The sequence below is a fragment of the Streptomyces sp. NPDC102402 genome (genome assembly GCF_044765765.1).
GTDB lineage: Bacteria > Actinomycetota > Actinomycetes > Streptomycetales > Streptomycetaceae > Streptomyces.
Map to the genome: position 1 here is coordinate 64659 of NZ_JBIWKR010000012.1, position 18864 is coordinate 83522.

General features: G+C 69.5%; 13 protein-coding genes and 1 pseudogene. 7 read left to right on the forward strand and 7 right to left on the reverse strand.

Annotated features, from left to right (window positions below; genetic code table 11):
• Positions 1–25 precede the first annotated feature (25 nt).
• The gene (locus tag ACIRJR_RS28280; RefSeq protein WP_403785741.1) at positions 26–955 is read right to left on the reverse strand and encodes a DUF4231 domain-containing protein; all 930 of its coding nucleotides are present in this window, start codon (positions 953–955) and stop codon (positions 26–28) included.
• Between the two features lie 308 nt (positions 956–1263).
• On the opposite strand from ACIRJR_RS28280, the gene ACIRJR_RS28285 reads away from it, so the two are divergent.
• From ACIRJR_RS28285 to fxsT, 4 genes are all read left to right on the forward strand, one after another.
• The gene (locus ACIRJR_RS28285) at positions 1264–1332 is read left to right on the forward strand and encodes a hypothetical protein (protein ID WP_403785949.1); all 69 of its coding nucleotides are present in this window, start codon (positions 1264–1266) and stop codon (positions 1330–1332) included.
• A gap of 110 nt (positions 1333–1442) precedes the next feature.
• Positions 1443–3719, forward strand: coding sequence for a radical SAM/SPASM protein FxsBH, inactivated beta-hydroxylase extension form (gene fxsBH, locus ACIRJR_RS28290; RefSeq protein ID WP_403785743.1), 2277 nt, complete (start codon positions 1443–1445; stop codon positions 3717–3719).
• Positions 3720–3831: 112 nt separating this feature from the next.
• Positions 3832–5172 (forward strand): FxsC protein, encoded by a 1341-nt coding sequence (gene fsxC / locus ACIRJR_RS28295; protein WP_403785745.1) that lies wholly within the window; start codon positions 3832–3834, stop codon positions 5170–5172.
• Entirely contained in the window at positions 5169–9104 is a 3936-nt protein-coding gene (gene fxsT / locus ACIRJR_RS28300; RefSeq protein ID WP_403785747.1) for an FxSxx-COOH system tetratricopeptide repeat protein, read from the forward strand. The genes fsxC and fxsT overlap by 4 nt, the downstream gene beginning before the upstream one ends.
• A gap of 49 nt (positions 9105–9153) precedes the next feature.
• On the opposite strand, the gene ACIRJR_RS28305 is transcribed toward fxsT, so the two are convergent.
• Positions 9154–10038 (reverse strand): alpha/beta fold hydrolase, encoded by an 885-nt coding sequence (locus tag ACIRJR_RS28305; RefSeq protein WP_403785749.1) that lies wholly within the window; start codon positions 10036–10038, stop codon positions 9154–9156.
• Positions 10039–10474: 436 nt separating this feature from the next.
• Between ACIRJR_RS28305 and ACIRJR_RS28310 the strand changes: the two genes are divergently transcribed.
• A complete protein-coding gene (locus ACIRJR_RS28310; protein ID WP_403785751.1) occupies positions 10475–11560 on the forward strand; it encodes a S1 family peptidase in 1086 nt (361 codons plus the stop codon).
• A gap of 319 nt (positions 11561–11879) precedes the next feature.
• Here ACIRJR_RS28310 and ACIRJR_RS28315 read toward each other — a convergent pair.
• Together ACIRJR_RS28315 and ACIRJR_RS28320 are read right to left on the reverse strand one after the other, a co-directional pair.
• Positions 11880–12314, reverse strand: a pseudogene (locus ACIRJR_RS28315) (DUF5753 domain-containing protein); the annotation flags it as partial.
• Positions 12315–12420: 106 nt separating this feature from the next.
• Entirely contained in the window at positions 12421–13749 is a 1329-nt protein-coding gene (locus ACIRJR_RS28320) for a serine hydrolase domain-containing protein (RefSeq protein ID WP_403785753.1), read from the reverse strand.
• 534 nt (positions 13750–14283) lie between these two features.
• On the opposite strand from ACIRJR_RS28320, the gene ACIRJR_RS28325 reads away from it, so the two are divergent.
• Positions 14284–14865 carry a hypothetical protein gene (locus tag ACIRJR_RS28325; RefSeq protein ID WP_403785755.1) on the forward strand — a complete coding sequence of 194 codons (582 nt, stop codon included), beginning with the start codon at positions 14284–14286 and terminating at the stop codon, positions 14863–14865.
• A 77-nt stretch (positions 14866–14942) separates the two neighbouring features.
• The gene (locus tag ACIRJR_RS28330; RefSeq protein ID WP_403785757.1) at positions 14943–15755 is read left to right on the forward strand and encodes a hypothetical protein; all 813 of its coding nucleotides are present in this window, start codon (positions 14943–14945) and stop codon (positions 15753–15755) included.
• Positions 15756–15972: 217 nt separating this feature from the next.
• Here ACIRJR_RS28330 and ACIRJR_RS28335 read toward each other — a convergent pair whose 3' ends face one another.
• From ACIRJR_RS28335 to ACIRJR_RS28345, 3 genes are all read right to left on the reverse strand, one after another.
• Positions 15973–16470, reverse strand: coding sequence for a phospholipase (locus ACIRJR_RS28335; RefSeq protein WP_403785759.1), 498 nt, complete (start codon positions 16468–16470; stop codon positions 15973–15975).
• Between the two features lie 243 nt (positions 16471–16713).
• A complete protein-coding gene (locus ACIRJR_RS28340; protein WP_403785761.1) occupies positions 16714–17463 on the reverse strand; it encodes a hypothetical protein in 750 nt (249 codons plus the stop codon).
• A 269-nt stretch (positions 17464–17732) separates the two neighbouring features.
• On the reverse strand, positions 17733–18782 hold the full coding sequence (locus tag ACIRJR_RS28345) for a DUF3533 domain-containing protein (protein WP_403785763.1): 1050 nt from the start codon (positions 18780–18782) through the stop codon (positions 17733–17735).
• Positions 18783–18864 lie beyond the last annotated feature (82 nt).

The window sequence follows — 18864 nt, forward strand, 5'->3', positions numbered from 1 at the left end:
AGCGAGGCTTCCAGCCGGCACGCCCTCACATCCGGTGCCTGACGAGCCAGTCGGTGTGCTCGGGGGAGACGATCCGCTCGGTCTCGAAGACGGCCGCCGCCCACTGCCGCTCGGTGAGGGTCGTCTCCATCGCGGCCTGCATGCTCTCCAGGTCCTCCTCGACCAGCGAGTGCGCGGACACCAGGGGGTGACGCCGGCGCATCTCGTTCCAGGCCAGGCAGGCGGCCGCGGCGGCGGAGCACGTCCCCGTCAGCGCGAGGGACCCGGCGCCGCCGAAGGTCTGCAGCAGCGCGAGGACCAGCGCCGGCAGCGTCAGAGCGGCGATGGTGCTCGACCAGACGAGCGCCCCGCGCCGCGACACGAGTCTGCGCCTGCGGTACCAGCGCCGCTGCTCGATCAGCCGGTCCCGGACGTAGGTCTCCTTGCGTACGGTGAACGCCTTGTCCCGTAACTCCCGCATGGACGCGGTGATGAGGTTGCCGCCCGAGTCGGGCATCTGCTCCCGGGGGTCGTCCCAGCCGACCTTCCGCAGCTCCTGCAGCCCTTCCTCCAGCCGGCTGGCGAAGACGGCCTCGGGGTGCTGGACGGCCGAGTCGAACGGCGAGCCGTGGACGGCGTAGCGCCAGCAGTTCGATTTGATGAACTCCGCCGCGGAACGGTTGAGTTGCCAATGCGACTTCGCTTTGCGCCGGGATCCCAGGTAGGTCGTGATCAGGACACCGAGATACGCCGACACCGCAACGGCGTGCAGCAGTTGAACGCCGGCCCCCACCTCGGCGTGCCAGGGGAGTGCGGCGGGCACCGTGCCGAGGACGAGCAGGACCAGCTGGCAGCGGGTGGTGTTCACCGCCTCACGCTGGCGCGCGACGGCGACGGCGTCGGTGTGGTGGAAGAGTGCGGGCAGATCAGCGCTTCTGAAGACCATGCTCTGCAGCGGTCCTGGAATCGCCGTCATGATCACTCCTGTATTCGATGTGGTGGCCGTCCTGGTCAGCCGATGAATGGGTTCCTGCCCATTTGGAGTAGTCGTGCAAATCACTCGGGTTACTGCTGTACGAGTCGAGTTGCGCACCAGGGCCATGAGAGTAAAGTCGTGCCGCCGGACACTGCAATGGTGCAGGTGCCGGTGCTGTTTCCGTGTCCGGAACGAGCCCATCAAGGACGGCCGTGAAGACCTACGAATCAACCCCGAACTTCGCTGGCGCGAAGCGTCGTGTGCCGCTTGCGAAGATCGAAGCATCCAGCAGTGCAGCAGCCAGGAAGATGGGCAGGGTGCTCGCGACGGCAGGTGGACGCCCGACGGAGATCTCCACGTTCAACTCCTCGCTGTAGAAGCGCAAGGCCGCAGATGTCGTAAAGGCTGTCAGAATTCCACCCGTTCGGGCGATAGGCTGTTGTTGCCGTCGGCCGGATGTGTGCTGCGGCTGGACTAGAGTGGTGGAATGACAGGCCCCGCGGTCCCGTTCCGCGAAATCATTTTGAAGGTTCACAGCAGGTGTGACCTCGCCTGCGATCATTGCTATGTCTATGAACATGCGGATCAGAGCTGGAGAACCCGGCCCAAGACGGTTTCTGATCACGTCATCGCCAGGACTGCCCAGCGTCTGGCTGAGCACGCAAAGACACACGCACTGCCCTCCGTGTCAGTGATCCTGCACGGAGGGGAGCCTCTGCTTGCGGGCCCGGCCCGTCTGCGCCGCGTATGCGAGGAGTTCGGGTCCGCCCTGTCGGGTGTCGCCGACCTCGACCTCAGGATCCACACCAACGGCCTGCAGCTCAGCCCTCGTTATCTGGACCTCTTCGACGAGTTCGGTGTCAGGGTGGGCATCTCCCTGGACGGCGACCGTGCGGCCAACGACCGGCACCGACGCTTCGCGGACGGACGCAGCAGCCACCCCCTCGTGCTGAAGGGGGTCGAGCTGCTCCGTCAGGACCGCTACAGCCACCTCAATCTCGGGCTCCTGTGCACCGTGGACATCGAGAACGACCCGCACGCCGTGCTGGACGCCCTGATCGCGCTCGACCCACCGCTGATCGACTTCCTCCTCCCGCACGCCACATGGGACGAGCAGCCTCCCCGTCCCGACGGATCCGCCACGGCGTACGCCGAGTGGCTCCTCGCGGTCTTCGACCGCTGGCAGGAGGAGGGTGCCCCTGTGCCGGTGCGCCTGTTCTCCTCGGTGCTCTCCACGCTGAACGGCGGTCCGAGCCTGACCGAGTCCCTCGGGCTCGCCCCCACGGATCTGGTGGTGGTCGAGACGGACGGCCAGCTGGAGCAGGTCGACTCGCTCAAGAGCGCCTACGAGGGTGCGGCGGCCACCGGGTTCGACGTGTTCTCGCACTCCTTCGACGACGTCGCGGCCCATCCCGGAGTGCGCGCCCGACAGCTCGGCCTGGCGGGCGTCAGCGAGACGTGCCGCCGTTGCCCCGTCGTGCGGTCCTGCGGCGGAGGGCTCTACACGCACCGGTACAGCGCGGCGAACGACTTCGACAACCCGTCCGTCTACTGCGCGGACCTGGAGGCGCTGGTACGGGGGATCGAAGCGCGTACGAGCGCGGCGACCGTGTCCCCGGCGGTGGCTGAGCGCCACGCGCTGGTCGCGGAGCAGTACGACCTGACCCGGGTGCTCCTCGCCGGTCTCAACGAAGCGCTGGACGGCAGGGGCGGTGCGCGCTGGGAGGAGGCGTGGGGGCTCGCGGGAACGCTGGAGGCCTCCGAGGACGGGGCCGCCGGGCTCGACAGCGTCCTGGCCCACCCGTACACACGCACCTGGCTGCTGGACGTGATGGAAGGGCTGCACGCCGAACGGCCCGAGGCCGTGGGGCAGGCGCTGCGGCTGCCCGCCTACGTGGCGGCCGCGGCGGTGCGGTCCGGGCTGGACCTCGCGGTCTCCGTGGACTACCGCGACGGCAGGCTCTTCCTGCCCACACTCGGCGAGCTCTGTGTCGCCGGGCCCGGCGACACCGGCCGGGTCCGGGTGCGAGCCGCCGACGGCGGATTCTCGGTCCGGCAGGAGGGCGGCGGACGCCGGATCGTCGCGAGGGGGGCGGACAGCTCCGACTGGCTCCCCGTACGGCAGTTCACCGCAGGGGGTGTGCACGAGTTCGCCCTCGATGACCTGGATCCCTACCGCGACTGTTTCGACGCTCCGGCCGCGCCCCGCCTCGGGCGGGCGGACGCCGAGGCGTGGGCCGAGGGCGTCAGCCGGGCGTGGGAGCTGCTGGAGAGGGTGACGCCCGCACAGGCGGCGGACGCCGCGGAGGAGCTGACCACCGTGACACCGCTCGTCGCCGGCCGGAACGCCAGGCGGCCGCACGGCTACGGGGCTATCGGCCTGACGATGACCGAGGACAGCCAGGCTCTCGCCGTCCAGTTGCTGAGCGGTCTGCGGCGGGCCAGGTTGCGGGCGCTGCTGGACGTCACGGATCTTTTCGCGCTGGACGGGGCCTGGGAGTACCGGCTTCCCTGGGAGTGGAATCGGAAGGTCCCCTTTTCTCGCCTACTGGCCGACACCTATGAACGTGTGGGACTTTCCTTCCTCGTCCCCGGATTCATGGACGGGGTGCCCGAGGCGCTTGACATGATGGATGGGGCCGCAGAGCCGACTGTCGGAGGAATGCGGCTGCTGAGGTCGCTCCGGGATGAGGTGCGAGGTGCACATGGGGCAAGTGGGATGAACGGCCTCGTGAAACCCGCCGATCCCGAACCTGTTCGATGAATCCTGGGTATGGATGACTGAAAAGCGGCGTTGATTGACCGAACGCCATGGGGGTGGAGCACAGTCCGCTCCGGAATGATGAATTCGCTCGCACCCTCTCCATAGTCATGGGATGCGGGTGCTCACACAGGACGGGGGGTCGTGTGCACGCATGACGCAACAGCGAGCGGACCATCGGCCGTACTTCTTTCTGAGCTACGCGCATACACCGGGGTACGGCGGTGGATCGGACCCGGATATGTGGGTCGAACGGCTATTCCAAGATCTCTGCGGTCATGTGATGGCCATGACCAATCTTCCCGCAGGAGCGCCGGCCGGGTTCATGGACAGGGAGATACGCTCCGGCGAGGGCTGGTCCGAGCGGCTGGGCAATGTCCTGGCCAACTGCCGGGTCTTCGTCCCGTTGTTCTCGCCGCGCTATTTCGCCAGCGAGATGTGCGGCAAGGAGTGGTACGCCTTCGAACAGCGCGCGATCCATCATCGCGCCCGGTCGAATCAGCAGGCCGAGGCCATCGTGCCCGCCCTCTGGGTTCCGGTTCCGGCGACCCAGCTCCCGGGGCCGGCCGAGCGGTTACAGTTCAACCACCGCGACTTCGGTGACCGCTACGTCAGTGACGGCCTCTACGGGCTGATCAAACTGACCCTGTTCGCCCAGGACTACGAGCAGGCCGTCTACCAGTTGGCGAAGCGCATCGTCCACGTCGCCGACACCGTGCAGATCGGCTCGGGCAGGCCGCTCGACTTCCGTCTCGTCCCCAGCGCCTTCGGCGCCCCGGGCAGCGGAGCGGGGGCCCCCAGGCCCATGCGGATCACCATCGCCGCACCCACCCGCCACGACCTGCCGGAAGGCAGGAACCCGGAGTACTACGGCGACAATCCGCAGGAGTGGAATCCGTACCATCCGGCTGCTGCCAGACCACTGGCGTACGTCGCCGAGGAGCTCGTGCGCTCGCTCAACTACCAGGCCGTCGTCGCGTCGTTCGACGAGGAACCCGGGCAGCGGGAGGGGAAGCAGTCTCCCAGTGCGCCCGAAATCCTCCTGGTCGACCGCTGGGCCCTCCAGGACGAGGACCTGAGGCGGCGCCTCGCCGCCTTCGACGCCGAGAACCGGCCCTGGGTGACCATGGTCGTCCCCTGGTGCAGGGACGACCACCAGAGCAGAGCGGCCGAGGCCGAACTGACCGAGAAGCTCGAGCAGACGATGCCGGTCAAGATGCAGCAGGGGCGGGCCTTCTGCCGCGTCGCCGCCAAGGGGGTACCCAGCATGGAAGCGTTCGGCCAGATCCTGCCCCAAGTGGTCGAGGTGGCCGCCCAGCAGTATCTGAGACACGCGACGGTCTATCCACCGGCCGGCGGACGGCACAGTGAGCGGACGCGGCTGATGGGGCCCATGGGCAACACCCAGTTCATACCCGACATGCACGACCCTGCGACGGATGCGGAGGACGTATGACAGCCGGTCGTGACGGGCGCATCGTCACTTTCTACTCGTACAAGGGCGGCACGGGGCGGACCATGGCCCTGGCCAACACCGCCTGGATCCTCGCCGCCAACGGCAAGCGGGTGCTGGCCGTCGACTGGGACCTGGAAGCCCCGGGACTCCACCGGTTCTTCCACCCCTTCCTCGACCCGTCGACGCTCGGGGCCACCACCGGTGTGATCGACCTGATCACCGAATTCGCCTGGGCCGCGACCAACCCCGCCCAGCGTGCCGACGACTGGCACCGCGACTACGCCCGCATCCAACCGCACGCGGTCTCGCTCAACCCCGAGGCGCTCGGCTGGGAGTTCCCGCGCGGCGGCACCCTGGACTTCGTCTCCGCGGGACGGCAGAACCGGGAGTACTCGGCGACCGTCTCGACCTTCGACTGGGACAACTTCTACGACCGGCTCGGCGGCGGCCACTTCTTCGACGCCCTGCGGGACGACATGAAGGCCAACTACGACTACATCCTCATCGACAGCCGCACAGGTCTCAGCGACATCGCCGACATCTGCACCGTCCACCTCCCGGACGTGCTCGTCGACTGCTTCACCCTCAGCGACCAGTCCATCGACGGTGCGGCCTCCGTCGCCCGGCAGATCGCCGAGCGCTACACCGGCAGGCCCATCTCCATCTTCCCCGTCCCCATGCGGATCGACGAGGGCGAGAAGGAGAAGGCCGACGCCGGCCGGGCGCTGGCCCGGCTGAAGTTCGACCGGCTGCCCCGGGACCTCTCCGGTGACGAACTCACCGCCTACTGGGGCGCGGTGGAGATCCCCTACCGCCCTTACTACGCATACGAGGAGACCCTCGCCACCTTCGGCGACGAGACCGGGCTGAGCAACTCGCTCCTGTCCGCCTTCGAACGTCTCACCGCGGTCGTCACCCAGCACGAGATCACCTCGATGCCCCCGGTGGGTGAGGAGGTGCGGCTGCGCATCCGTGACGCCTTCACCCGGCGCAGGCCCGCGCTGCCCGCCGATCTCTTCCTCAGCTATGTGGCGGAGAACCGGATGTGGGCCGACTGGATCGAGTCGGTCCTGGCCCGGGCCGGGTTCCGGGTGGTCCCGCGTGACGTCTCCGCCGAACCGGTTCCGCCGGATGCCGTGCACACCGCGCCCGAGACCGTCGCCCGTACGGTCGTGCTCCTGTCCAGCGCCTATCTCAAGTCACAGCGAGCCGTGGAGCTGTGGGAGCGCGCGGTCGCCGAGGATCCGGCCGGCGGCCGCCGGCAGCTGCTACCGCTCAGGGTCAGCGACGTCCGGCTCTCCACGCCGTACATCGACCGCAACCCGGTCGACCTGTTCCGGCTGGACGAGGTGCACGCCACCACGGCCCTGATGCGCGCCCTGGACCGGCCGGTACAGCTCGGCGACGGTGTGTCGCCCGGCCCCCGCTTCCCCGGCACCGTGCCCAGGATCTGGAACGCCCCGCCCCGCAACCCCGGTTTCACCGGCCGCTCCCTGGTCCTGGAACGGATGCGCGACCAGCTGGGCGGCGGCATGGCCGTCGTGCTGCCGCAGCCGCAGGCCCTGTACGGCCTCGGCGGCGTCGGAAAGACCCAGGTGGCACTGGAGTACGTGCACCGCTTCATGGCCGACTACGACCTGGTGTGGTGGATTTCCTCCGAGCAGATCGACGACGTGGTGGCCAGCCTCGCCGAACTCGCCGTACGGCTCGGCGCCCAGGGCGGTGACGACATGGCTGCCGCGTCGCAGGAGGCCGTGGACCTGCTGCGACGAGGGGTGCCCTCGGAGCGCTGGCTCCTGGTCTTCGACAACGCCGACGATCCCGAACGCCTCAGCCGCTACTTCCCCCAGGGCGGCTCCGGCCACATCCTCGTCACGTCCAGGAACCAGACCTGGTCCCAGCACGGCGACGCGCTCCCCGTGGACGTGTTCCTGCGGGAGGAGTCGATCGAGCACCTCAAGCGCCGTGCGCCGGGGCTGAGCGACGAGGACGCCGCCCAGGTGGCCACGGCGGTCGGTGACCTGCCGCTCGCTGTCGAGCAGGCGGCGGCGTGGATCGCGGAGACCGCCACCCCCATCGAGACCTATCTGGAGCAACTGGCCAGCCAGGCACCCCAGGTCCTCGCCCTGAACCAGCCGGCCGGATATCCGGAGCCCGTGGCGGCCACCTGGAACATCTCCATAGCGCGTCTCAAGGAGCGCTCACCGGCCGCGGTGCGCCTGCTCCAGCTCTGCGCCTTCTTCGCCCCCGAGCCGATCTCCGCGAATCTCCTGTACAGCAAGGAGATGATCGAGGCGCTGAAGCCCTATGACGCCTCGCTCCAGGAGAAGCTGGTCCTGGGCCGGGTCATCCGTGAGATCGGCCGCTTCGCGCTGGCCAAGGTCGACCAGGTGTCGAACTCCATCCAGGTGCACCGGCTGGTGCAGGCGGTGATCAGGGCACAGCTCAGCGAGGAGGAGCAGCGTGAGGCCAGGCACGTCGTGCACCGCATCCTGGCGGGGGCCCGGCCCGACGACGACGAGCCGATCGACAACCCCGAGACCTGGCCGCGCTTCGGCACGATCTGGCCGCACCTCGGCCCGTCGGACGCCCGCTACTGCAGGGAGCCCGAGACGCGCAGGCTGATGATCGACCGGGTGCGCTACCTGTGGAAGCGGGGAGACGTCCGGACGGCGGGCCGGCTGGGGGACGAACTCCGCGAGGCCTGGGCGGAGATGCTGGGTGAGCGGGACCTGCAGTACCTCTACCTCTGCTTCCACCTCTCCAACATCATGCGTACCCGTGGCCGCTACGTGGAGGCCAAGGAACTCGACGAGTTCACTCTCAGCCGGCAGCGGGAGGTGCTGGGGGCGGAGCATCCGCACACGTACATGACCACCAGCAGCCTCGCCATCGACCTGGGGCTGCTCGGCGACTACGGGAAGGCGATCGAGCTGGCGACCGCGGCGCACGAGGGATTCAGCCAGATCTTCCACGACAGGCACCCGAGGACGCTCGCCGCAGCCAACAACCTGGCACTCAACCTGCGGAGTGTGGGCCAGTACGCGAGGGCGCGGGAGATCGACCAGGACGTCTACGACCTCCGTTCCGAGGTACTGGGCCCCGAGCATCCGTACAGCCTGTCCTCGGCCATGAGCCTCGCCCGCGACCTGCGTGAGGTCGGACGGTACGAGGACTCCGTCGGTCTGCTGAGCCGTACCTACGACAGCTACAAGGCGACGCTCGGCCGCAGCTACCCCACCACGCTCAGCGTCGCCAAGAGCCTGGCGGTCTCGCTGCGCAGGGCGGGTCAGCTCGAGGACGCGCGGAGGCTGACGGTGGCCACGAGAGCCAGGTACCGGGCCAAGTACACCTCCGCCAACCCCGAGTCGCTGGCCTGCGACCTCAACATGGCGGCCGACCTGTTCGCCGCGGGGGACGCCGCCGGGGCCAGGGACGCCGCGCAGGAGGTGGTCGACCAGTACATGAAGGTGCCCGGCGAGCATCACCCGTACACCCTGGCCGCGCAGAACAACCTCGGCGTCTACCTCTCGGGGACCGCCGCCACGGTCGATGCGGAGAGGCTGCTCACCCGGGTGGTCGCCTCGATGCGCGAAGTGTTCGGCCGCGAGCACCCGAACACGCTGTTCTGCGTCATGAACCTGGCCAACGCGACGGCCGGCCGAGGGGATCTCGAACTGGTCCTGGAGACGGAGCGCCGGCTGGTCGGACAGCTCAGGGAAGTCCTCGGTGCGCATCACGCGGAGACCCTGGCCATGACATCGAACCTCGCGGTCACGCTCGACGCGATGGAGCGCAACGACGAGGCGCTGAGGCTGAGGACCGAGACGGGTGAGGAACTCGCACGACAGCTCGGCGACGAGCATCCCCTGACCCGGATCGCGAGGGACGAACGGAGGTTCTGGCGCGAGCTGGAGCCGATGTCCGTGTGAGAAGGGGCTCCGGGCCGGGTGCGTCTTCGGCCCGGAGCCCCCGCAGCGGTCAGCAGGCCGCTGCCTCCCTGTCGTCGAGCAGCCAGTTGAGCACGGTGGGAAGCACGGACAGCGCGTCGAAGTGCGCCGCCGCGGGCTCCAGGACGGTGGTGGCGCCCGGGATCTGCCCGGCCAGCCAGCGGGAGTGCCCCACGGGCGAGAAGACGTCCTTCTCGCCGTGCCACAGCATCACGGGCCCCTTGATGTCCGCGGGGTCGAAGCCCCACGGCCGGCAGAACGCCAACGCGTCGTCGATCCAGCCGTACGCCGACGTGCGCAGCCCTTCCCGGAAGTTGGCGAGCAGCATCATGCGGATCCCGGCGTCGTTGACCACGACACGGTCGGAGTCGGTCAGCTCCCTGCGCAGGTCGTCCAGGAGCCGTGCCGGATCCTGGCGGATCACCGCGGAGCGGCTGATGAAGGACTCCGCCAGTCCGTCCGGGTCGGCCACCGCCCTGGAGTACGCGAGGACGTTGGACGCGGCCATGCCGTCGAACCAGTCGAGCCCCTCGGCGTCCCGGGGGGCCAGGCTGACCAGGGCGGCCGAGCGGGTCACCCGGTCCGGCATCAGCGCGGCACAGGCCAGGGCGTGCGGTGCGCCGCCCGAGCGGCCGACCACGGCGAAGCGCTCCAGGCCCAGTGAGTCGGCGATCGCCCGCACGTCCTCGACGACATCCCGCACCCGCCGTCCGGGCAGCCGGTCGGAGCCGCCGTACCCCGGCCGGTCGTAGGTGATCAGCTGCATCTTCCGCTGGTAGAGCACCATCCCGCGTGGAGCCGGGCCCAGACGGCTGCCCGGCATCCCGTGCAGGAGGAACACCGGTCTGCCCCGTGGATCCCCCTGACGCTCGACCATCAGATGCCGCCCGTCCGCCACGCGTACCCGGTTCCGCACCCGCTCCTCCGCTCGGTCGCCCCGCTCGGTCCGGGCAGCAACCACCCGGTATGTACTGCCTGTTCGATGATGGCCTATCGGACGCGATATCGGCACTCCCTGTCGGAACGCGCCGGTGGTGTTCGGGACGTCCGGGAGCATTCGGTGGTGTTCGGCTTCAGGAGTGCTCTGCGCGGCATCCGGACTCCAGGCGCTGTTTCAGGACAGGACTAGTCCTCACCCGCTGCCGACGGTCCCTTGCACCGGGTGTTCGCGATCGGGACCGACGTGGTGAGACACCTGGCTTGTGAACGGGGCGCGGGTGAACCGTTGTCGTCGTGTGTGCGTCCGGAAGTCGACCTTGTGTGCTATCGGCCGTATCGGAATAGTGGGCGCCCCATCCTCCGTGTTCCGGGCACCCCACTTGCCCGTTGCGCGGCCCCACAGGAGGTCGAAGTTGAAGCACCGACGCATATCCAGGAAGCGTGTGGCGATGGCCGGATCGGCCGTCCTCGCCCTGGTCGCAGCAGGAGTGACGTTCCAGACTGCGAACGCCAGTGACGACGTACCCCAGTTCACGGTGAAGACCCTCGACGCGCACGCGGCCGGAAGTCTCGCAGCCACCCTGGACAAGACCCTGGGCGGCGACACGGCGGGCGCGTACTACGAGGCCAAGAGCAAGAGCCTGGTCGTCAACGTCGTCGACGAGGCGGCGGCCGAGCAGGTCCGGCAGGCGGGCGGCAAGGCCAGACTGGTCCAGCACACGCTGGCCGAGCTGACGAACGCCCGGCAGACCCTCTCGGACAAGGCCGCCGTCCCCGGCACCTCCTGGGCCGTCGACCCGGTCAGCAACAAGGTGGTCGTCACGGCCGACCGCACGGTCGACGGCGCGGCCTGGGACAAGCTCAGCAAGGTGGTCGAAGGACTCGGCACCAAGGCCGAACTCACCAAGTCGGCTGGGGAGTTCAAGCCGCTGATCGCGGGCGGCGACGCGATCTGGGGCAACGGCGGACGCTGCTCGCTGGGCTTCAACGTCGTCAAGGGCGGCGAGCCGTACTTCCTGACCGCCGGCCACTGCACCGAGGGGATCACCAGCTGGTCCGACACGCAGGGCGGCGCGGAGATCGGCGCCAACGAGGGCTCCAGCTTCCCGGACAACGACTACGGCCTGGTCAAGTACACGTCCGACGTGGCGCACCCCAGCGAGGTGGACCTCTACAACGGCTCCACCCAGGCGATCACCAAGGCGGGTGACGCGACCGTCGGCATGTCGGTGACCCGCAGCGGCTCCACCACCCAGGTCCACGACGGTGAGGTCACCGCCCTGGATGCCACGGTCAACTACGGCAACGGCGACATCGTCAACGGCCTCATCCAGACCACGGTCTGCGCCGAGCCCGGCGACAGCGGTGGCTCGCTCTTCTCGGGCGACACCGCGATCGGCCTGACCTCGGGCGGCAGCGGCGACTGCTCCGCCGGCGGCGAGACCTTCTTCCAGCCGGTGCCCGAGGCGCTGGCGGCGTTCGGCGCCGAGATCGGCTGACGCCTGCTCGTCCGTACCGCGGCCCGCCCGCCCCGCACGGGGCGGGCGGGCCGTCGGGCGTTCCGGCCGGGGGCAGGACGTAGAGCTGGGCGCCGGCCTTGACGAGGTCACCCACGGTCGCCGTGGTGCGCGGATCCCCGGACATCACGCCCGGCTTCGACAAGGACCGGGCCATTTCCGTCAGCCGGCCGAGTCCGGTGACCAGCTCAGCCCATGAGGAGGCCAGTTCGTCCCACCGCAGCTTGCCATCACGCAGCGCGAAGCCGCTGACGTCTGGCGGATCACTGACGATGCACCCGATCTCCTGGGCCTCGATGCAGCCGAGGCGCCGGAGCTCGCTCGTCTCGACCAGGACGAACGGACCGTCCAGACCAGCATGGAAGCCGCTCCCCGTGGGCATCACCTGCACCTCCACACTGCACAAGGCGCCTACCTCAAGCAGGTGTTGCCACTGCTCCCGCATCACCTCGACACCACCGACCGGGTTCCGCAACGCCTCTTCCCCGATGATGAACGACAACTCCGCCATCGGGTCGCGCGTCAACAACCGCTGGCGCCCCAGCCGAGCTTCCGTGTGCTGGTCGACGATCCCCGCGCTGAACGGCGGGCAGTGGCCGGCGAACACCGCTCGTGCGGAGGCCTCCGTGTGCAACAGCCCCGGCACCAGCAGCGGGTCGTACGAGAAGCGGCTCAGCGCCTCCGCCTCGATGAGCGCGAAGTCACGGAAGAAGCGGGGCAGCTTCGCCCGGTCCACCTCGCCCTGGAGGACGTCCAGGACGTCGCCCGCCCCCAGTTGGCCGGCTGTGCGACGGCGACAGCCGGTTCCCGGGCCGTGCCGGTCCCCGGCGGGAACGGCGAGGCTAGCGCCGCAGCTGCTCGGGCGCCACCAGCCGCTGAGGCATCAGCGAGGCGCCGGGAGCCCGGTCGGCGGGGGCGCCGCTCAGTGCTCCGTCCATGTGCCTGACCAGCGCGGTGCCGATCGGGTCCGGCAGCGGCTTGCCGTCCTCGTCGAACCGCTCGTACTTCATCAGGTTGTAGCCGATCGCGGCCTGGCGACGCCCGTCCTCCGTGGACAGGGCCCAGGTCCCCGCTCCGAACACGCCGCCGTCGTGGCCCCAGTACCATCCGCCGCTGGGCATCCTGAGCGTGTACAGGCCGAGGCCGTAGCGCATCGCCACCTCCTGTCCCGGAGCCGGCTCGTACGCGGGAACCGTCGTCTTCATCTCCCGCAGCTCCGCCGCGCCGAGCAGCCTCCCGCCCAGGAGACGGCGGTAGAAGTCGTTGAGGTCGCTCATCGTGGAGACCATCGCACCGGCCGTCCCGGCCCAGGACATGTCGTAGACGCTGTAGTCGCGCGCCGGATCGATGGTCCCGTAGAAGGACTCGTACATCCTGGCGTGCGGCCCCGGTATGCGGGCGGAGCGCGGGAAGTACGTGTGCCGCAGTCCGGCCTTGCGGATGACGTTCCTGGTGATGTACGACTCGGCGTCCTGGCCAGTGACCTTCTCCAGCAGCAGCCCGGCGATGATGTAGTTGGTGTTCGCGTACGCGTGTGTGCCACGCGGTGCCTGCGGTTCGGCCGCCAGGCCGAGGCGGGCCAGCTCCTCGGGGACCATCCTGCGGAACCGGCCTTCGTCCAGGGCCTGTCCCGGGTCCGTCACCAGCTTCGGGAACGCGGGCAGTATGTAGTCACCGATGCCGCTCGTGTGGTTGAGCAGCATCCGCACCGTCACCTGCCGGCCACGCTCGCCAGGCACCAGCTGGGGAAGGTAGCCGCCGACCGGGGCGTCCAGGTCTATTCGGCCCTTGGCCACCTGCTGGAGGACGGCCACCGAGGTGAAGGTCTTGGTGATGCTGCCGACGCGGTGCTCGTAGTCCGGGCGCATCGGCCGTCCGGTGCCGATGTCGGCGACGCCCGCCGCCCCGCGCCACTGCGCGGAGCCGTCCCTGACCGATGAGTAGGCCCCGTACATCCCCGCCTGGTGGAACGCGTCGAGGGAGGCGTGCAGAGCCTTCCGGTCGAGGCCGGATGTGGTCGAGGCGGCGGACGTGGTGGCGGTGGCCGACTGCTGGGCGGCGGCCCCGGCCGGAACGGCGCCGGCCAGGAGCGACAGCAGGGCTGCCGATGCGACGGCGGCCAGGCGCACTCTCCTGCGGCCGGCGCGGGAGTTCGGTCGGGTGTGACGCATGGGGGATCCCGTCTCGTCAGGTTGCGTGGCGGAGCTCCCATCCTCTGCGCGTCACATCGGCCGTTCATCCTCCCTGGGAACGACGTTGCGCACAGGAAGAGATGACGTTTGTCAGGTGTCGGACCGTCCGGTGACACGCCGTGCAGCGGGCGACCCGGCCCGTACGACGGCCGTACGGCGCGCCGAGGTACGACGTGGTGCCCTGTTCCGAGAGAGGGGGTGACGCCACGGTGACCGTATGACACAGAGAAGCGTCGTCTCCGGACCCGGCTCCGGGCGGCCGGAGTTCGTCGTCCGTCTCAGCTTGCAACCGCAGGCCGCGGCCTTCTCCTCGTCGGCGCGTACGCGGACCGGTGGGGCTGCACGGTGAGAGACACCTGCACCAAGACGGTCTGGGCGGAAGTGGGAATCTGTGAATCCTGTGAACCTGTCAACGAGTGGCATGCTGGCCACGCATCTCCTGAGGGGGAGGTGCGCGCGGCAGGAGGGATGTGAGGGCCTGCCGGGTACCGCCGCTGACGGGGGAGTAGGGGCATGGGCTCGAACTGGGTGGGTCTGCTGGTAGCCGTCGTGGGCGTGGCGGGGACGTTGGGAGCCGCGCTCCTGACGCAGAACCGCGCGGACCGGACCAAGCGCATGGAGCTCGAGGCCGCCGCTCGGCAGAGGCGCGAGGAGCGCGATCACGCCTCGGATCTGCTGAAGGCGGAGCAGGCGGTACAGCGGCAGCGTGAGGGCCTTGAGAGGCGGCGCACCTGCTACATCAAGCTGAACATCGCCTCACGCCTGTACGTGACGGAGATGACCAACTATCTCCACGCACTGCGAAGCGGTCAGGACGTCGATGCCGCTCTGAGCAGTCTGGAGGCGGCCCGGCTTGCCCATCGGGAGAGCTATGCGGAGTCCCAGATGATCTCTCCTGATGTGGTCCTGCGCCCGTCCGGGGCGGCGAAGTCGGCTCTGAACGCCGCGTACGGCAAGCTCAGGACGTATGGGGCCGCACCCGCCACGTACGCCGAGGAGCTGGCGAATCTGGAGCGTGCGTTCCAGGCGGATGTCTGGCCCTACCTGGGTGCGTTGAGGAAGACGATGCGTGATGACCTGGGCATCGAGGGGTGACCGTATCGGGCGTCGTTCGTCCGGTGCTTCGCCGATACCGCGTCGCCCCGATCACCCAGGCGTCCTGGGGTGACGGAATGACGCTGCCCGCCGACCGGATCGCCCTCGGCCTGCTCGACGCCCATCTGGAGGGGCTCTGGGACGGAGCGGATCTCCCGCCGCTGCCCGAGGGGTTCGACGACCACGCCGTAGGCGAGGCCGGCGAGCTCGTCCGCTGGGCCCTTGACCGGCTCAAGGGCATCCCGCGGCAGCCGGTGGACGACTTCGTGCGAGAAGTCGGCGGTCTGCTGGAGGAGTTCCGTCTGCGGGTCTGTCCTTGGAACGCGGCGGCTGTCCGGCTGCTCGGTGACCCGTACGTCTTCGTGGCCACAGGGCCTCGCTCGCACGAGAACTGGACACACGACGTGCTGGCGGTACTGCACCGCTCGGTCCGTGACCCGCGCGGCTGGATCCGGCTGGATCCGGACCGCACCGACACCGCTCGCCACAGCGTGCCCGCGTACCCCTTCGACCCGCCTGCCGCACCGCAGCTGGCCCAGTGCCTGTACCCCCTGGAAGGGGAGGCGGCGGTTGCCGCGCTCGCCGTCATGACCGAGGAGTGGACGGGGGAGCCCGCCCCCGTGCGAACCCGCCCGGACCGGCGAACCGTCCTGGCGGACGCCCGGACGCTCCTCGACCGGTACGGGCCGGACGGGCGCTACTGGACCAACGCGACAGCTGCCGCGTCCGACCCGGCCCCGGACTTCCTCGCAGCGGGTCTGAAGGGCACCGGTTCTCATCGCTTCCTCACCGGCGAGTACGTCAACGGCCTCGATCTGTACGAGGACCTGGGCGTGATCGCGGTGAACCGCGACGAGGTCGGCGTCTTCTGGTCGATCGGCGCGTACTGACGAACGACCGGAGACCGATCCTCTCCGGCGCGGTGGGAATGTCGGCCCAGGACACAGAGGCGGTCCTTGTGCGCCGGGGACGGATGCCACCCGGCGCACACGGACCGCCGCGCACATGCCTCAGGCCCTGCGGGCAGGCTGCTCAGGAACCTGGTTCACACGGTGAGCGCCGGTGTGACCCTCCGGGGCGAGGTCGCGCCCGGTCCGGGAGCGGCCGTCAGGCGGCCTGGGGCTGTCCGGTGAGGGCACCCTTGGCCGGTGTGACGCCGAAGATGTCCACCGCGTGGTAGTACGTCCACGCCGTGCTGTTGCACGCGGTCAGCTGGGCGCCGGAGTAGGCGGCGCACACGCGTTTGAGGTCCGAGTAGAACGCGGAGTCGACGCGGGACTTGTTGGCGTCGAACGTGCCGGCCGCCTTGTAGTTCCGGTAGCCGAAGTCGTGGCGGGCGCACGCCGTCTGGAAGGGAAAGCCGAACGGGTTGTCCGGAGAGGTGCTGCAGTAGTCCGTCGACCAGTTGAAGCCGTACGCGGACCAGGCGCCCTGGTTGTTGCGTGCGGCGTTCCAGGCGTTGTAGCTGGAGGCGCTGGTCTGGGTCCAGGAGCTGAGGACCTGCGGCTTGTCCGAGGGGGCGGCCGCAGCGGATGCGGCAGGGATGAGGGCGAGCGGGAGCGATACGGCGACTGCGGCGAGCGGGACGGTGAATCTGCGACGCATGAACAACCTCCGGTGTGTGGCGCGGGGCTGAGCCTTCCGTGCTCCTCGCGGATCTCGCGAGGCCGTCCTCAGGATGACGTCATGTACCTGCCATGCCTAGTCACTTCGCTGACTGGTCGCCAGGAGTTCGATTACGCATCGAGCGGCGGCCGCCCGGGGCGCGGACCGGTCGTCGCACGTCCGGTCCGGCGGGCGAGGGAATCGTCCCGTCGTGTTCCACCGGGCGCAGCAGTGGTTCTCAGCTCACCGCTTGAGGCTTGACATCAAGTCACGCATGTCGCTGATCATGGCCGATCGGTACGGAGACAGATCGGGGATGTCGGGCCCCTCGCCGGCATCGACTTCGCCGTGGTCGTCGCTCATGTACTGGGTGAAGGCGGAGAGAGTCAGTGAGAGTACTGCTCCGCCCTCGACCACCCGTAGTTCCGCGTTGCTTTCGTCCCGGGTCAGCAGATACGCCTTGTCGCCGAGGTCCGGAACGGTCTCCAGCCTCGCTTCGGGGTCGAAGCCGACATCGGTCACCCGTCGTCGCGCCTCGAATTCGGCGCCGGGGTCGGTCTTCTTGTGCAGTGCAACCATGATTCCGACGGTGTACTCGATGGACCAGCCGCTCTCTGCCCGCTCCGTCCCCGCTCGGGACCGGAGCGGAAGAAGGCACTGGATCTGGTCGAGAGCGGCATGGTTCAACAGCCCTGAATCGACCTTGGTGGTGGGCTCTCTCGGTGCGAGTGCCACACCGATCGACTTCAGCTGCACGGCCGGGCAAGGGTCCTGGCCCAGCCGGTACCCGTGCAGATCCGGCTTCCGGTCGCCCACGTCGTACAGGAACAGCGAAGCCGCCCACAGGGCCGAGGCGGTCACGGCTCCGCCCAGCGCCCACAGCCACGGCCTTCGCGGTCGACGTACCCCGGCGGGCTCCCGGTCGAAGCCGCCCATCACCTCGTGGGTGTCGACCGTGCCGAACTCTCCCGCCATCTCCGGCTCGGAGATCATCCTGTTCCCCTTCGACCGCGCCCCCGGCCTTCGCCATGAAGGCCGCAGGGCTGACTCCGCCCCTGCGGAGCCTGCCGGACGATCCCGGGCGCGGTGGACCCTATGTGATCACAGCGCCGGGGCGCCGCGCATGCCCTTCGACCCGATCCGATCTGCGACGGACGGTGGACGAAGAGCGGTGCCCCTCGCTCGTCCACCGTGCCCCTCGTCCGCCGTGCCCCCTCGTCCGCCGTGTCCTCGGGCGTCCTGTCCGCGGATGCCCGGGCCTCTCAGCCCAGGTGCGAGCCTCCGCCGGGGGTGGTCGCCGTCTGCGGGGTCTCCTCCATGCCACCCCGGCGCCGCATCGACAGCAGCAGGGTGAGGGCCGTGCCCGCCACCGCCCAGGCGGAGAGCACCAGCAGCGGGCCGGTGACCGCGTTGCCGTCGAAGTACGCGATGGAGCGGGCGACCCATGTCCCCGCGCCCGGTGGCAGGGCGGGGCCGATCGCCCGCCAGAAGTCCGGCAGCATCGGCAGGGGGAAGGCGCCGCCCGCGCTCGGGTTGCCCGCGATGACGATCAGCAGGACGGCCAGGCCGATGCCGACGATGCCGGTGAGTGCCTCCAGGGCCAGCGTGATCATGCCGACCGCGAAGACGACCAGGGCGCCCAGGCCGGCCAGGGCCCACACGCTGCCCGGCAGCGCTCCGAGAACGGGCCCGATGATGACCGTGCCGCCGATCCCGCCCGCGATCGAGTACAGCGCCATCACCGCCGTGCGGATCACCGCGCGCTGCCGGTTGGCGGGCTTGGTGCCGGCGCTGATCGCCAGGATCGAGGCGCAGAGGTAGCCGCCGACGCACCAGCCCACGACCAGGTAGAACGACGAGAGCCCGTCGAAGTCGTCCGGGGACGCGGGGGCCACGTCCACGGTCCGCACCGCGCGCTTCCGGGGGCCTTCGGTCTCCTTGGCGATCGCGGCCAGTGAGGTGGCCAGTACGGTGCCGCCACCGGAGGCGACGAGCAGGGTGTCGGTCCTTCCGGTGGGGCTGACGATCAGGGCGCCGTCGATGTCGCGGTTCTCGACCTGCCGGCGGGCTTCGGCCGCGTCGGAGACCGCGCGTGGGTCCAGTGGTCCTCCCGGCAGGTCGCCGAGCTGGGTGACGAGCCGGCCGGACACCTGCTGCGGGGCGACGACCCCGAAGGGGACGTCCGTCGGATCGGGCCGGTGCAGCGCGCCGACGTAGGAGGCGATGAACAGCAGCTGCAGTGCCAGCACGCCGACGACCAGCAGCGCGGCCCGTGCGGTGACGGCGTTTTTCACCTCGTCAGCGAAAGTCATGCCCCCACGGTCGGGGGCCGGCGGTGTCCGTGCAGGTGGGGACGGGCCGAATGGCGGAGGGGGCACCGCGCCCTCGGTTATC